Source organism: Caulobacter sp. P1_B12_2 (genome assembly GCF_056406675.1).
On the sequence record NZ_JBFTZS010000074.1, the window covers coordinates 1 to 15,656 of the forward strand.

At 68.1% G+C, this 15,656-nt stretch carries 10 protein-coding genes; 6 read left to right on the forward strand and 4 right to left on the reverse strand.

Annotated elements, in window-relative coordinates:
- Positions 1-2,742, forward strand: a 2,742-nt coding sequence (locus AC1DZ6_RS06825) for a TonB-dependent receptor domain-containing protein (RefSeq protein WP_477096443.1), incomplete at its 5' end; no start/stop codon positions are given.
- 137 nt (positions 2,743-2,879) lie between these two features.
- Here AC1DZ6_RS06825 and AC1DZ6_RS06830 read toward each other — a convergent pair.
- The gene (locus AC1DZ6_RS06830; RefSeq protein ID WP_477096444.1) at positions 2,880-4,118 is read right to left on the reverse strand and encodes a TetR/AcrR family transcriptional regulator; all 1,239 of its coding nucleotides are present in this window, start codon (positions 4,116-4,118) and stop codon (positions 2,880-2,882) included.
- 169 nt (positions 4,119-4,287) lie between these two features.
- The gene (locus AC1DZ6_RS06835; RefSeq protein WP_477096445.1) at positions 4,288-6,276 is read right to left on the reverse strand and encodes a response regulator; all 1,989 of its coding nucleotides are present in this window, start codon (positions 6,274-6,276) and stop codon (positions 4,288-4,290) included.
- A gap of 143 nt (positions 6,277-6,419) precedes the next feature.
- On the opposite strand from AC1DZ6_RS06835, the gene AC1DZ6_RS06840 reads away from it, so the two are divergent.
- From AC1DZ6_RS06840 to AC1DZ6_RS06855, 4 genes are all read left to right on the forward strand, one after another.
- On the forward strand, positions 6,420-7,646 hold the full coding sequence (locus AC1DZ6_RS06840; RefSeq protein ID WP_477096446.1) for a serine hydrolase domain-containing protein: 1,227 nt from the start codon (positions 6,420-6,422) through the stop codon (positions 7,644-7,646).
- Positions 7,647-8,083: 437 nt separating this feature from the next.
- The gene (locus AC1DZ6_RS06845) at positions 8,084-10,174 is read left to right on the forward strand and encodes a 3-hydroxyacyl-CoA dehydrogenase NAD-binding domain-containing protein (protein WP_477096447.1); all 2,091 of its coding nucleotides are present in this window, start codon (positions 8,084-8,086) and stop codon (positions 10,172-10,174) included.
- Between the two features lie 159 nt (positions 10,175-10,333).
- Positions 10,334-11,884 (forward strand): class I adenylate-forming enzyme family protein, encoded by a 1,551-nt coding sequence (locus tag AC1DZ6_RS06850; protein WP_477096448.1) that lies wholly within the window; start codon positions 10,334-10,336, stop codon positions 11,882-11,884.
- 131 nt (positions 11,885-12,015) lie between these two features.
- Positions 12,016-13,002, forward strand: coding sequence for a DegT/DnrJ/EryC1/StrS family aminotransferase (locus AC1DZ6_RS06855; protein WP_477096449.1), 987 nt, complete (start codon positions 12,016-12,018; stop codon positions 13,000-13,002).
- A 106-nt stretch (positions 13,003-13,108) separates the two neighbouring features.
- Here the strand turns inward: AC1DZ6_RS06855 and AC1DZ6_RS06860 are convergent, their stop codons facing one another.
- On the reverse strand, positions 13,109-14,080 hold the full coding sequence (locus AC1DZ6_RS06860) for an adenosine deaminase (protein ID WP_477096450.1): 972 nt from the start codon (positions 14,078-14,080) through the stop codon (positions 13,109-13,111).
- 211 nt (positions 14,081-14,291) lie between these two features.
- On the opposite strand from AC1DZ6_RS06860, the gene AC1DZ6_RS06865 reads away from it, so the two are divergent.
- Complete coding sequence (locus AC1DZ6_RS06865; RefSeq protein WP_477096451.1) at positions 14,292-14,675, forward strand: hypothetical protein; 384 nt, start codon at positions 14,292-14,294, stop codon at positions 14,673-14,675.
- Here AC1DZ6_RS06865 and AC1DZ6_RS06870 read toward each other — a convergent pair.
- On the reverse strand, positions 14,672-15,436 hold the full coding sequence (locus AC1DZ6_RS06870) for an alpha/beta fold hydrolase (RefSeq protein ID WP_477096452.1): 765 nt from the start codon (positions 15,434-15,436) through the stop codon (positions 14,672-14,674). The genes AC1DZ6_RS06865 and AC1DZ6_RS06870 overlap by 4 nt on opposite strands.
- Between the last annotated feature and the right edge of the window lie 220 nt (positions 15,437-15,656).

Sequence of the window (15,656 nt, forward strand, 5' to 3'; positions counted from 1 at the left end):
GTGCTGGGCGACACCAACCAGTTCGACAGCCGCGCCCAGGGCTCGGAAGGCTCGGGGTCGGTCAATCTGCGCGGCCTTGGCTCGCAGCGCACCCTGGTGCTGATGAACGGCCGGCGCCTGGCGATCAACCCGTTGGCCGCGGCAGGGGCGGGCATCGTCGACACCAACATCATTCCCTCCGCCGCCATCGGTCGGATCGAGGTGTTGAAGGACGGGGCGGCGGCGACCTACGGCTCGGACGCCATCGCCGGCGTCGTCAACTTCATCACCCGCAAGAACTTCAACGGCCTTGAGGCGGGCGCCGACTACAGGTTCATCGACGGCTCCAAGGGCGACTACGGCCTGAACGTCGTCTACGGCAAGGTCTGGGACAACGCCAACATCCTGGCCGCCGTCGGCTGGCAGCATCGCTCGAAGCTGGGCGTGGCCGACCGCGACTGGGCCAACAAGCCGTATCTGGACAACCCCGAGGCGGGCTGGTCGGCGGCGGGCAATCCCTCGACCTTCATCCCCGCCGCGGCCTCGACCACGGGCTTTCGCGATCCCAGCTGCTCGTCGTTGGGCGGCTATGCCGGGTTCAGCGGCCTGACCCCGGTCTGTTACTGGCATTACACGCCGTTCGACAACCTGGTCGAAAAGCAGGACGCCATCCAGATGTACGGCGAGGTCAACGCCGACCTGTCGGCCAAGACCAAGTTCCACATGGAGGTCCTGTACAGCCACACCGACGTTCCCGACTGGAACACCTCGCCGTCCTACGCCGCCCTGGCGGTGCCGACCGCCGAGGTCGCCGTCGCGCCCTCGCTGACGGGGCGCTACTACGTGCCGGCCAACAACCCCGGCCTGATCGCCTTCATGGCCGCCAATCCGACCATCGTCACCACAAGTCTGGTGAACGGCGCCCAGACCACGGTGCCGTCGGCGATCCTGGCGGGCGGGGCGATCAACGCCGCCAACCGGCCCTACGGCCTGGGCGGCAATCCCGCCTTCGGCTACGGCCCCTCGATCGGCGCCCGCGCCTATGACGCCTACCGGGTGTCGGGTGACCTATCCGGTGAATTCGACAACGGCATCGGCTGGGACCTGGCCCTGACCTACTCGCAGGAGGTCGGGATCCGCACCGGCTACGACACCCTGGTCAACCGCTACCAGCTGGCCCTGCGTGGCCTGGGCGGGCCGCGCTGCGACACCGACGCCGCCACCCCCGGCATCCAGGGCGTGCCCGGCGCGGGCGGCTGCCTGTTCTACAATCCGTTCGCCAACGCCATTCCCGGCAACGCGATCACGGGCGTGGCCAATCCCGGCTACAACGCGGCCCTGGCCAACAGCGAGGAAGTCACCCGCTGGTTCTTCCAGAAGCTGACGACCAAGCAGGCCTCGCGCCTGTTCGTCGGCGAGGCGATCCTCAACGGCAAGACCAACATCACCCTGCCGGGCGGCGACATCGCCTGGGCCGCCGGGGTGCAGTACCGCCGCACCTACTTCAAGTCGGACTACAACGACATCAGCAACGCGCTGATCAATCCGTGCGTCAACACGCCCGACTTCGGTGTGACCACCTGCACGGGTTCGGTCCGCAACGGGCCGTTCATGTTCCTGGGCGTCAACACCCCCGCCGACAAGCAGAGCGACGTGATGGCCGCGTTCGGCGAGCTGTCGGTGCCGATCACCGAGACCTTGCAGATGCAGCTTGCGGCCCGGTTCGAGGATTACGGCGGGGCCACGGGCTCGACCTTCAATCCGAAGGTCGCGCTGCGTTGGCAGGCCACCCCATGGATGGCGTTCCGCGGCTCGGCGGGTTCGACCTTCCGCGGTCCGCCGGACCCGCAGCTGGTCACCTCGTCGGTCACCTCGCTGCAGAGCATCCTGGGCGTGTTCCGCGCCGTGGACATCTACGGCAATCCGAACCTGCAGCCCGAGGAGGCCAACACCTACAACGCGGGCGTCCTGTTCAACGCCGGCAACTTCAAGGCCAGCATCGACTACTTCCAGTTCGACTTCGACAAGCCGATCGTCGCCGAGCCGGTGGCGGGGATGGTCAACGCCCTCTATCCGAACGGCGCGACCGGGGCCAACAACTGCGGCAACCCGACCTATGCGGCCCTGCAGTCGCGGTTCACCTTCACCACCAACTGCAGCACGATCTCGTCGCTGGCCCGGCTGAAGACCTATTATGTCAACGGGCCGTCGATCAAGAATTCGGGCATCGACTTCTCGGCGGACTATCTGTTCGAGGGGGTGCTGGGCGGCGACTTCAAGCTCGGCGCGAACGCCACCTACATCGCGGAATACAAGATCGACGCCCAGTCCGTCGAAGGCGTGGTGGTCACCCCGGCGTTCGACGCGGTGGGCCTGCTCAACTACCAGACCATCGCCGTGCCGATCCCGCAGTGGAAGGGCGACGTCTACGGCGAATGGACGATGGGACCGCACAACGTCCGTCTGACGGTCCACTATATCGACAGCTACACCGACCAGCGCACCGCGCCGTTCGCGGCCGGCGCCTACAAGGACTCCACCGGCGCGCCGGTGCAGGTGGCCAAGGGCAAGACGATCGACACCCAGGTGCTCACCGACGTGGCCTACCGGGTGTTCCTGCCCTGGGACACCACGCTGACGGCGGCGATCACCAACCTGTTCGACCAGGATCCGTCCTACGCCCGCCTGGACCTCGGCTACGACCCCTTCACCGGCGACCCGTTGGGCCGGACGTACAAGTTGGGGGTGAAGAAGAAGTTCTAGGCATGGGCGGCTAACACTTGCCCCCTACGGGCCTTCGGCCGTCTTCCCCCAAAGAGGGAAGAGGAGTGCGTCCTCCGCCCCCTATGGGGGCGGACAGACGGCGAAGCCGTCAGGTGGGGGCAAGTGGGTGAGCCACCCTATTTCGAAAACAACCCCGTCAACAGCGGCCGGGCGAACAGCCTGGCCGCTTCGTCGCGCTCCAGCCCGGGGACCCAGATTCCCAGCGAGGCGGCGGCGTTGAGCATCGAGTTGATCATGTGGGCCGCGATCATCGGGTCCACCGCTCGGACCGAGCCCTCGGCGACGCCGTCGGAGATGATCGCCGCGAAGCGCTCCGATCCGCGCGCGTAGCCCTGGGCCATCTCGGTGCGGATCTCGATCGGCAGGGCGCCCATCGACGAGGCGCGCAGCAGCGGGCCGTGCTCCGACAGCTGATAGGCGACCAGGGCCGCCGTGGCGGACGACAGCTGCTCCCAGCTGTCCCTGGCCAGGTCGCGAGCGTCGACCTGGGCCTTGCGGGTGACCGCGAAGGTGCGCTCGAAGCACTCGACCACCAGGGCGTCCTTGTCCTCGTGGTGGTGGTAGAACGAACCCTTGGTGACGTTCAGTTGGGCCGAGATCTCCTCGACCGAAGCGCCGCGATAGCCGCGCTGGTTGATCAGCCGGGTGGCGGCGACCAGGAAGGTCTCGCGCCACTCCTGGCCGTCAGGCGACTGCGGCGTCGGGTCGGGCAGGGCCAGCGGCTTCCAGGCCGCGTCGCCCGCGCCTTTCGGGACCAGGCCGTTGACCAGGATGTCGTACATCTTGTCGCGCACGCGGCCGTAGTCGTCGACGTCGTAGCGACGCAGCCACGAGCCCGACCAGAACACCTGCTCGAGCAGCAGGTGGGTGCGGGCGTTGCGGTCGCGCTTGTCCAGGTGATCGAACTCGGGGCCCTCGAAGAAGCCGCGCACCCGCCGGAACAGGTCGTTGAACGCGCCTTGCACCGAGCCGCGCAGGGGCTCCTTCAGGGCCCGCATCTCGGTGAAGCTGGTCAGGGGCGCGGTCTCGCCCAGGCGCACCCGGCGGTTCAGGTCGAGATAGAGGTCCAGGAAGTTCAGCAGGCGGGTGGGCGCGTCCGGCGCCTTGGCGGCCTCGGTGACCAGGGCGTCGAAGCGCTCCAGGCCGCGCATGAAGCAGGCGGCCGCCAGGTCGTCCTTCTTGCGGTAGTAGTAGGTGACGCTGGTGGTGATCAGCCCGACCTTGGCGGCGACGTCGGCCAGGGTCATGCCCTTGACGCCCTGGCGGTTCAGGATGGCGGTCGCGGCGGCGAGGATCGCCTCTTTCTTCTTCGCGTACCGCTCGGTGGCGGGGCTCGCGATACGGCCGTCGTCCATGTGTCGCCCCCTCGTTCGCGGCCTGCGCGCGGCTCCCTTGGACCCGTTGGTCCAATTTAGGAAGCCCTGCCTTCACAACAAGGCGCGCGACTCGCTTCCGCGCTGCTTTCGTGAGCGCGGAATCTTGCGGCCGTATTACGCAATTGAGGCGGCGGGGTGGTTCGAAGGTCTAGGACGCCAGGGTGGCGTGCGTGGGCGGCGCATCCGCCGCCTCGCCCAGCACGGCGACGATGGCCTGGACCAGGGCGGCGGGCGACAGGGGCTTGGCCACCGCGCCGTTCATGCCGGCGGCGACGTAGGACGCGATTTGGTGAGCCAGGGCGTTGGCGGTCATGGCGATGATCGGGGTCGAGGCGGCCTCGCCGCCCAGCTCCCTGATCCGCCGCGTGGCCTCGACGCCGTCCATGCCGGGCATCTGGATGTCCATGAAGATCAGATCGAAGCCCTGGTCGCCGCGCTCGACGGCTTCGACGCCCAGCAGGCCGTCGTCGGCGGTCTCGACGACCGCGCCCATGGCCTGCAGCATCCGACCGGCGATCAGGCGGTTGGTGGCGTTGTCCTCGACGATCAGCACGCGCAGGCCGGCCAGCAGGGCGGTGTCGGCGTCTTCGACGGGCGTGGCGGCCTCGGACGCCGGCGGCGCCGCGATCTCCAGCCAGAACAGCGAGCCGCCTTCCTGCGGGCTGGAGAAGCCCACGTCGCCGCCCATCAGTGTGGCCACGCGTCGCGTGATGGCCAGGCCCAGGCCGGCGCCGCCGAACCGGCGGGTGGTCGAGCCGTCGGCCTGGCTGAAGCGCTGGAACAGGCCGTCGGCCGTGGCCTGGTCGATGCCCACGCCGCTGTCCTGGATCTCGAAGCGCAAACGCCGCGCGCCCGGCGGGCCGACGCGTGTCAGGCGCGCCTGGACGCCGCCCTCAAGGGTGAACTTCACCGCGTTGCCCAGCAGGTTGAACAGTCCCTGGCGCAGTCTCAGGGGGTCGGCGCCGACCCAGCCGATCCCGGGATCCACCGTGACGCTCAGGGTCAGGCCCTTCTGCTGGGCCTGGGGCCTCAGCAGGTCGGCGACGCTGCGCAGCAAGGCGACCGGATCGATCGGCTCGGGATTCATCTCCAGCTTGCCGGCCTCGATCTTCGAGAAGTCGATGATGTCGTTGAGCAGCTCCGACAGCATGGCCCCGCAGCCCAGCGCCTCGGTCAGCAGCCGTCGCCCGTCCGCCGACAGCTTCTCGCGTTTCAGCAGGTGCATGACCCCGAGCACCCCGTTCATCGGGGTGCGGATCTCGTGGCTCATATTGGCCAGGAACTGGGCCTTGGCCTCGGCCGCGCCCAGGGCGGCGTCGCGGGCGGCGACCAGTTCTGTGACGTCCTGGCTGATGCCGATCACGTCCCAGGCCTTGGCGCTGGCGCCGCGCACGCCGCGCCAGGCGGCCCGCATCCAGACCCAGGTCTGATTGGCCGGATCCAGGTAGCGATAGGTCAGAAGGCTGTGATCGCCGGTCGCCAGGGTCTWGCTGAACGCGTCCCAGACCATCTGCTGGTCGTCGGCGTGGACCGAGGCGGTCATCTCGCCGATCGTCATCGTCCGCACGCCGCCCTGGGGCGAGGACGGGGTGGGGATGTCCTGCTCGAAGACGTAGATCCCCTTGCGGGGATCGAAGCGCCAGACATAGACGCCGGCGGTGTTGCGCAGCAGCTCGTTGGCGCGCTCGGACTGCTGGCGTTCGATCCGCCGGGCGCGATCCTCGGTGAAATCCTGGAACACGATCAGCAGGGCCTCGCCGGCCAGGTGGCTGGACAGCAGCTTGGACTGCGAGCGCACCCACAGCCAGCCGCCGCCCTTGCGGGCCAGCCGGTGTTCGGAACGGGCCTCGCCCTGGGCGCGCAGGGTCGCGCCGATGTCGCGGATGGTGTCGGTGTCGTGCAGGTGGAAGAAGTCGCGGATCGGCCGGCCCAGGGTTTCCTCCGGCGCCCAGCCGGTCAGCCGGGTCCAGGCCGGATTGACGCGGACGACCGCGTCGTTCTCCAGCACCACGAACATGTCGAGGCTGCTTTCGAAGAACCAGTCGGCGGCGGCCTGCTCGATGCTGGGGCCCGCCGGTGCTCCGGGCGGTTCGCCCAGCGGTCCACTGGCGGTCTCGTCGCGCAAGTGCTTGCCCATCCCCGTTCCCTAGTTTTCAATCGACATGCGCACGAACGGGTAAAGGGCGAGTTTCGCGTACCGCTTCTTCGATCGCGCCAAGAAACAACAAGCCGACTCCTCCCTTGATCCATCGGGCGGGCGGCCGCAGGAGGGATATCGTTTTGAGCACGCCTGAAGCCGTGGGTCTGTCGTCGGACCGACTGAAGCGCATCGACGCCTTCATCCAGGAGCACTACATCGCGCCCGGAAAGCTGCCCTGCGCGCTGGTCCAGGTCTGGCGTCGCGGACAACTGGCGCACACGACCCTTCTGGGCTCGGCGGACAAGGAGCGCGGGCGGCCTCTGGCGGCCGACAGCCTGTTCCGCATCTATTCGATGACCAAGCCGATCACCTCGATCGCCTTCATGATGCTGGTCGAGGAGGGCAAGGTCGCGCTGGACGATCCGGTGCACCGGTTCATTCCATCCTGGAAGAAGCTGGGCGTGTTCGCCGCCGGGGTGACGGGCGCCTTCCTGACCAAGCCTGTCGACCAGCCGATGCGGATCATCGACCTGCTGCGCCATACCGCCGGTTTGACCTACGGTTTCCAGCAGCGCTCCAACATCGACGCCGCCTATCGCAAGCTGAAGCTGGACGGGGTCGACAGCGAGGGCGGGCTGGAGGCGTTCGTCGAGACGCTGGGGACCCTGCCGCTGGAGTTCTCGCCGGGCGAGGCATGGAACTATTCGGTGGCCACCGACGTGCTGGGCTACCTGGTCGAGGCGATCTCGGGCCAGCCGTTCGACGTCTTCCTGAAGGAGCGGATCTTCGAGCCGCTGAAGATGGTCGACACCGGCTTCTTCGTGCCAGACGACCAGCGCCACCGCTTCACCGCCTGCTACACCCTGAACGCCAAGGGCGAGGTGGTGCTGCAGGACGATCCGACCACCAGCCGCTATCTCTCGGAGCCGTCCGTGAAGTCCGGCGGCGGCGGGCTGGTCTCGACGGCCGACGACTACATGCGGTTCTGCCGGATGCTGCTGAACGGCGGCGAACTGGACGGGGTGCGGATCGTCAGCCCCAAGACCCTCAAGTTGATGACGATGAACCATCTGCCGGGCGGGCGTGAGCTGACCCAGATGTCGCAATCGCTGTTCAGCGAGGCGGTGTTCGAGGGGCTGGGCTTCGGCCTCGGCTTCGCCATGACCGTCGACCAGGCCCGGACCCGGAACCTGGGCTCGCTGGGCGAGTACTTCTGGGGCGGCATGGCCTCGACGGCCTTCTGGATCGATCCGGTCGAGGAGCTGGCGGTGGTGTTCATGACTCAGCTGATCCCGTCCTCGGCCTATCCGATCCGGCGCGAGCTGCGGACGCTGGTCTATGCGGCGCTGACGGAGAGCAACGCCTAGGCGGGGACACGCCGCAAGGGCGTGTCCCCGATCTCGCAAGAAAGCGGCGCGGGAGAGGCTCCCGCGCCGAGTGTGCTTTACCGCAGTCGACGCGCCGAGACGGCGCGCCACGTGCGCGGAAGATGGCCGGCTTCGAAGATGTGGGACGCGTGCAAGTCGCGCCCGATCGCTAACCTCTTACGCGTACGCCCTCGACAATCGGAGCACACATCGGCTTCCCACGCCCTTTTCGGGCGCTTGGTCGGCGGCCTTCCTCCCGTCCGCGCGGATTGGCTCCGGCTGAAACTTGTATTTTCGAATTTCAAGTATGAACACAGCCGCGTCAATGGCCGGCGCCTAAATTCCCGGCGCCGCCACGGACCCCTGGACTTCGGCGACAGGTCGTGCAGGGTTTGCTTCAAACAACCGTTCAAAAGAACGCAACCACAGACTTGAGGGTGGAAAACGCCATGGCCGCGATCAACAACGTCACGGATCTGACCGTCGAAGGCGACATCGGGGTCGTCACGCTCAACTCGCCGCCGGTCAACGCGCTGTCGGCCGCCGTGCGCGAGGGGCTGTCCAAGGCGTTCGACGCCGCCATCGCCGACCCAGCGGTCAAGGCCATCGTGCTGATCTGCGAAGGCAAGACCTTCATCGCCGGCGCCGACATCACCGAGTTCGGCAAGGCCATGACCGGCCCCTCGCTGCAGGACGTGCAGAACACCATCGAGAACTCGCCAAAACCGGTGGTCGCCGCGATCCACGGCACGGTGCTGGGCGGCGGGCTGGAGGTGGCGCTGGTGGCGCACTACCGCGTCGCCGTGCCCTCGGCCAAGGCCGGCCTGCCGGAAGTGAACATCGGCCTGCTGCCGGGAGCCGGCGGCACCCAGCGCCTGCCGCGCGTCGTCGGCGTCGAGAAGGCGCTGGAGATGGTCACCACAGGCCAGCACGTGCCGGCGAAAGCCGCTCTGGCGATGGGCCTGTTCGACTCCATCGTCGAGGAAGGCGCCCTGCGCGACGGGGCCATCGCCTTCGCCCGCGTGGTCCTGGCCGAGGACAAGCCGCTGACCCGCATCCGCGACCAGAACGCCAAGGTCGAGGCCGCGCGCGGCAAGCCCGAGATCTTCAGCGAGTACCGCAAGGCCAACGCCCGCAAGTTCCGCGGCTTCCTGGCCCCGGAGAACAACATCAAGTGCATCGAGGCGGCGGTGAACCTGCCCTTCGACGAGGGGCTGAAGGAAGAGCGCAAGCTGTTCATGGAACTGATGACCGGCACGCAGTCGGCCGCCCAGCGCTATGTGTTCTTCGCCGAACGTCAGGCCAACAAGATCCCGGACGTGCCGGACGACACCGCCATCATTCCGGTCAAGAAGGTCGGGGTCATCGGGGCCGGCACCATGGGCGGCGGGATCTCGATGAACTTCCTCAACGCCGGCATCCCGGTGACGATCATCGAGGCCAAGCCGGAGAACCTGGAGCGCGGCGTCGGCGTCATCCGCAAGAACTACGAGAACACCGCCAAGAAGGGCCGCCTGACCCAGGACGACGTCGAAAAGCGCATGGCGCTGCTGACCCCGTCGATGAACCTGGAGGACCTGGCCGACTGCGACCTGATCATCGAGGCCGTGTTCGAGCTGATGGAGATCAAGAAGGAAGTGTTCGGCAAGCTGGACAAGATCGCCAAGCCCGGCGCGATCCTGGCCTCCAACACCTCGTATCTCGACATCGACGTGATCGCCGCCTCGACCAGCCGGCCGGAAAGCGTGATCGGCCTGCACTTCTTCTCGCCGGCCAACGTCATGAAGCTGTTGGAGATCGTGCGCGGCGAGAAGACCGACAAGTCGGTGATCGCCACCTCGATGCAGATCGGCAAGAAGATCGGCAAGGTCGCGGTGCTGGTCGGGAACTGCCACGGCTTCGTCGGCAACCGCATGCTGGCCCAGCGCCAGCGCGAGGCCCAGAAGCTGATCCTTGAAGGCGCCATGCCCTGGGACGTCGACCGCGTGCTCTACGACTTCGGCCTGCCGATGGGCCCGTTCGCGATGAGCGATCTCGCCGGCCTCGACATCGGCTGGGATCCGGCCAAGACGTCGTCGTCCACCGTGCGCGAAGTGCTGTGCGAGATGGACCGCCGCGGCCAGAAGAACGGCAAGGGCTTCTACGACTACGACGAGAACCGCGTCGCCAAGCCGTCCAAGGAAGTCGAGCAGGTGATCCTCGACTTCGCCGAGAAGCGCCAGATCCAGCGCCGCGCGATCAGCGACCAGGAGATCCTGGAACGCTGCCTGTATCCGATGGTCAATGAGGGAGCCAAGATCCTCGAAGAGGGCAAGGCGATCCGGGCTTCGGACATCGATACCGTCTGGATCAACGGCTATGGCTGGCCGGTCTATACGGGCGGCCCGATGTTCTGGGGCGAACTGGTGGGCCTCGACAAGGTGCTGGCCAAGATGAAGGCGTTCCAGGCCGAACTGGGCGACGACTTCAAGCCGTCGGCCCTGCTCGAGCGCCTGGTCGCCGAGGGCAAGGGCTTCAAGGACGCTTGAGGCCTAGCCGCTTCCTTCCCCCTTGATGGGGGAAGGTGGCCTGCGAAGCAGGTCGGATGGGGGTGAACGCGCAGCGTTCCTAACGCCGCCGACACCGTAGACACCCCCATCCCCGACCCATCCCCCATCAAGGGGGAGGGAGAAGAGGACGATATCGCCATGACCACCATCGCCGCCATGATGACCGCCGACTACGGCGTGATGGGCGACATCCTGCGGCAGCGGGCGGCCGAGACTCCGGCTCATCCCGCCGTGATCATGGAAACCGGCGAGGCGGTGACCTACGCCCAGTTCGACGCCCTGGCCGACCGCGTCGCCGCGACCCTGCAGCGCGACGGGATCAAACAGGGCGAAGCCGTCGCCGTCTGCGCCCTGTCGTCGATCCCCTATGCGGCCCTGTTCCTCGGCGCCCTGCGGGCCGGGGTGGCGGTCGCGCCCCTGGCCCCGTCGTCGACGCCCGAGGCCATCGCCGGCATGGTCGCCGACTGCGGGGCGCGCTTGTTCTTMATGGACGCCGGCGTGGCCGAGGCCCAGAAGGCCGCGCCCGTCGCCGTGCGCTACATCGCCCTGGACGGCGCGGATTTCGGCGAGGCCTTCGACGCCTGGCTGGCCCCCGTCGGCGCGGTTCCGACCGCCGTGGCCATCGCCCCCGAAGACCCGTTCAACATCATCTATTCCAGCGGCACGACCGGCGCGCCCAAGGGCATCGTCCAGTCGCATGGCATGCGCTGGAAGCACGTTTTTCGCGGCGACGCGGTCGGCTACGGCCCCGAGGCTGTCACCCTGCTGTCGACGCCGCTCTATTCCAACACCACCCTGGTCTGCTTCTTCCCCACCCTGGCGGGCGGCGGCACGGTGGTGCTGATGAAGAAGTTCGACGCCGGCCGCTATCTGCAGCTGGCCCAGCAACACCGCATGACCCACACCATGCTGGTGCCGGTGCAGTACCGCCGCCTGATGGACCGGCCCGACTTCGGCGACTTCGACCTGGCGTCCACCCACCTGAAGCTCTGCACCAGCGCCCCGTTCTCGGCCGAACTGAAGGCCCAGGTCCTGGCCCGCTGGCCCGGCGGCCTGGTCGAGTATTTCGGCATGACCGAGGGCGGCGGCACCTGCATCCTGATGGCCCACGAACATCCGGACAAGCTGCACACCGTCGGCAAGCCCGCCCCGGGTCACGACATCCGGCTGATCGACGAGGACGGCGTCCAGGTGGGAGCGGGCGTGGTCGGCGAGATCGTCGGCCGCTCGGCCGGCATGATGAACGGCTATCACGGCCAGCCGGGCAAGACCGCCGAGGCGACCTGGGTCTCGCCCGAGGGCTGGAGCTTCATCCGCACCGGCGACGTGGGCCGTTTCGACGAGCACGGTTTTCTAACGCTGATGGACCGAAAGAAGGACATGATCATCAGCGGCGGCTTCAACATCTATCCCAGCGACATCGAGGCCGAGATCGTCCAGCACCCGGACGTGGTCGAGGCGGCGGTGGTCGGGGTGCCGTCCGACGCCTGGGGCGAATCGCCGGTGGCCTTCGTGGCGGTTAAGCCTGATGCGCGAATTGACGCGGACGGGTTGAGGAGCTGGGTCAATGCTCGCCTCGGCAAGACCCAGCGGCTGGTCGATCTGCGGCTGGTCGAATCCCTGCCCCGCAGCCATATTGGCAAGGTTCTGAAGCGTGAACTGCGCGACGGCTGGACGGCTTCTGCCTAGGTCGAAGATTCCGGCCCCAATTTTGCCGCGACGGCGCGCCGCATGCGCGCTCCGCGAGTCACTCGATACGTTTGCTTAACCATAATGGCGCTGTCGTGTGACGGAGCCGGATTGTTCGGAAAACGCGTCTGATGCAAGCCCTCCCCAAAGCCGCTCTGTCGCCTGAAGCTCGCAAGCAGGCCAAGGCCGAGGCGGCCCTGGCCGCCGCCGGCGTTCCGCTGGATTTCGCGGCCGTGGAGAAGGTGCTCCGGCAGGGTCTGACGCCTGGCCTCGACGCCCGGCTGGCCGACCGCTTCGACCGTCCCACCGCCGTCCGCGCCGTCTCCACCCGCGTGGCCGCCCTGACCGCCGCCCTCGTCGCCTCGGGCGTCCGCCGCGGCGGCGTCTGCATCGTTCCGGCCCTGGCCTCGACCGCCACCCTGCAAGCCGTCGCCGCCGCCGGCCTGCGCGCCTGGCTGGTCGATGTGGATCCCTACAGCTGGATGTTCGATCCTGCCCACCTGCGCGAGCGCCTCGGCGAGGCTCCGCCGCCGATCGAGGCCATAGTCCCGACCTGCGCCTTCGGCCGCGCGCCCGACATGACCGCCTGGGCCGCCTTCCAGCGCGAAACGGGCCTGCCGATCGTGGTCGACGCCACCGACGGCTTCGACGTGATCATGGACGCCCCGGTGCCCGTGGTCGTCGGCCTGCCGGGCGGGCGCGGCGTGTTCGTGGCCAGCCAGGACGCCGACTTCATCGCCCGTCTTGATGCGCCGGCCTTCGCCGGAGAAGCCGGCCTCGAAAGCTGGTCGGGCCAGCGCCTGCGCCTGGCCACCGCCGCCCAGCGCCTGCGCATGCTGCTGATGGGCGCGCCGATCGGCTTTCAGCCGGGCTGGGGGATGAGCTGGGTGTCCGACGCTTGGGTCGTCAGCGTCCCGGAGGGCGCGGCCCCGGTCGTGGCCGCCAAGCTGGCCGAGCTGGGCTACGCCACCAACCCGGTCGGACCTGGCATCGTCGTCCGCGACCAGACGCCGGTCGCCGATCGCCTGGCCAAGTCGGTGCTGAGCCTGCCGTTCCATGCGGATCTTGGGATCGCCGAGCTGGACGAGTTGGCCGAGGCGGTTCGCAAGGCGCTTTAAACCCTCTCGAAATACCAAAAACTCCGCTCATCCCGGCGAATGCCGGGACCCAGATCCCAAAGCGCTTGGGCTGATTGGACGAGCGCTGAGCCTTTTGGAACCCACCTCAAAGCCATTCCATCTGGGTCCCGGCGAAGCTGTTCTTGGCCAGAGTCACCAATTCGTCCCGCGTCAGGCCCAGGGCCTCCGCCGTCTGGACGTAGTTCTCCAGCAGATAGCCGCCGAAATAGGCCGGATCGTCGGAATTGACCGTGGCCTTCAGACCCAGTTTCAGCATGCGCTTCAGCGGATGCTCCTTCAGGTCCGACACCCCGCACAGCTTCAGGTTCGACAGCGGGCAGACCGTCAGGGTCGTGCCGTCCTGCACCAGGCGGGCGGTCAGGCAGTCGTCCTCCAGGGCGCGATTGCCGTGGTCGATGCGGTCCACGGCGATGATGTCCACCGCCTCCCAGACATAGGCCGGCGGGCCTTCTTCACCGGCGTGGGCCACGAGCTTCAGCCCCAGGTCGCGGGCGGCCTGCAGCACGCGGGCGAACTTGGCGGGCGGGTGGCCGACTTCCGAGGAGTCGAGGCCAACGCCGGCGATCTTGGACAGGTATGGCTTGGCCTGCTCCAGGGTGGCGAAGGCGGCGGCCTCGTCCAGGTGGCGCAGGAAGCAGAGGATCAGCTTGGAGCTGACGCCCAGTTCGCGCTCCGCTTCTTCCATGCCCGCCGTCAGGCCGTCGATCACCGTGCCGAAGGCCACGCCGCGGTCGGTGTGGGTCTGGGGGTCGAAGAAGATCTCGGCATGCGTGCCGCCGTCGGCCTTCAGGCGGCGGAAATAGGCCAGGGCCAGGTCCTTGAAGTCGGCTTCGGTCAGAAGCACGCCGGCGCCCTGATAATAGATGTCCAGGAAGTCCTGCAGGTTGGAGAAGGCGTAGGCGGCTCRGATCTCGTCCACCGTCTTGAACGGCAGGACGACGCCGTTGCGCTCGGCAAGCTCGAACATCAGCTCGGGCTCGAGGCTGCCCTCGATGTGCATGTGCAGCTCGGCCTTGGGCAGGCCGCGGACGAAGGTTTCGAGGGCGGTGTCGGTCATGATGACGTTATGAGCGCTTGGGGCCGGGGGATTCAACAAGGATCGTGCGGCGAACACTTGCCCCCTACGGACCGCTTCGCGATCGTCTTCCCCCAAAGGGGGAAGAGGGCGCTGTGCGCGCGTCCTCCGCCCCCTATGGGGGCGGACAGACCGCGAAGCGGTCAGGTGGGGGCAAGTGAGTGAGCTCCATAAACCTGCTAAGAACCGTCCCGTGACCTCCGACCACCTCCCTATCCCCACCGAAGACCTCGGCCCCGACATCGGCTTCACCGAGGCGCACGCCGCGGCGCTGTACGGCCGCGACTATCGCAAGGCGCTGGCCAGCGACGACGGCTTCCAGCGGCTGGACGCGGTGGAGCGGCTGGCGGGCGCCCGCGCGGCGCTGTCGGCCCAGGAGGCGGCGGTGATGGACATGGCCGCCGGCCGGGGTCACGCCCTGGTCGAGATCGTCCGCCTGTCCGGCCGGGAGGCGGCCTTCGTCGAGGCGCTGATCCTGGCCGCCTGCGCCAAGCTGGTGACGCATTATGAGGCCGTGGGCGAGGCCGACGACGAGGTCGGGCCGGGACCGCCGAGGCTGCCAGGGCCGTTTCTCTAGTCGGCCAGGAACGCCACGATCGCCTTGGCGAAGTTCGGATCGGCCACCGCCGCGCGGTGGTCGCCCTTGACCAGCAACGACCGCGCCCCGGCGATCGCCGCCGCCAGCCGTTCGGGATGCACCGCCAGCGGGTCGTCGTCGCCGGCCGTGACCAGGGTTGGGGCGGTGATCCTGTCCAGCGGGATCGGCTGGGCATGAACCACGCTGGCCTGGGCCGCGAGCGCCTTGCGGTCGGCGCCGATGGCGTCGGCGAACTGGCGGAACGGCGCCGCGCCCTTGTGGGTGATGGTCGAAGGATCCTCGGCCAGCAGGGCGGCGACGATCTCCATGTTGGGCACGAAGCGGGTGTCGACCCCGCCGGTCGCCACCACGCCTTCGCCCACGCCGCCCGTGACCAGTCGGCGGATGCGCGGCTCCTGGCTGGCGGCGATCAGCGAGACGATAGCGCCCATCGAATAGCCGGCCAGGTCGACGGCCGGGACGCCGAGGTGGTCGATCAAGCCCGACAGGTCCCGCGCCATCTTCGCCTCGCCATAGAAGGCGCTGTCATGCGGCTTGTCGGACTCGCCGTGGCCGCGCGCATCGATGCCGATCGCCTGGCGGCCGGCGGCGACCAGGGCGTCGACGATCCCGGTGTATTTCCAGTTGATCCGCGCCGTGGCCCCGAAGCCGTGATGCAGCAGCACGGGCGGCCGCGTCCGGTCCTCGCCCCAGACAGTATAGGCGAGGGTCAGGCCGTCGAAGGTCGTGAAGCTGGGCATGGGTGGTCCGAAGTCAAACGATTGTTCGCCTTCGGTAGCAGAAGCCGAGGATCGCGGTCCAGATCACAACCCGGCTGTCATCCCGGACAAGCGCGGCGCGCGCAGATCCGGACCGACGCGTGAACTCGGCGCTTCCGGCGGTCCCGGGTCTTCGCTTCGCTACGCCCGGGATGGGGGAGCCCGCCCCCTTACGACATCGGCGGGGCGGGCGGCGGGGGCT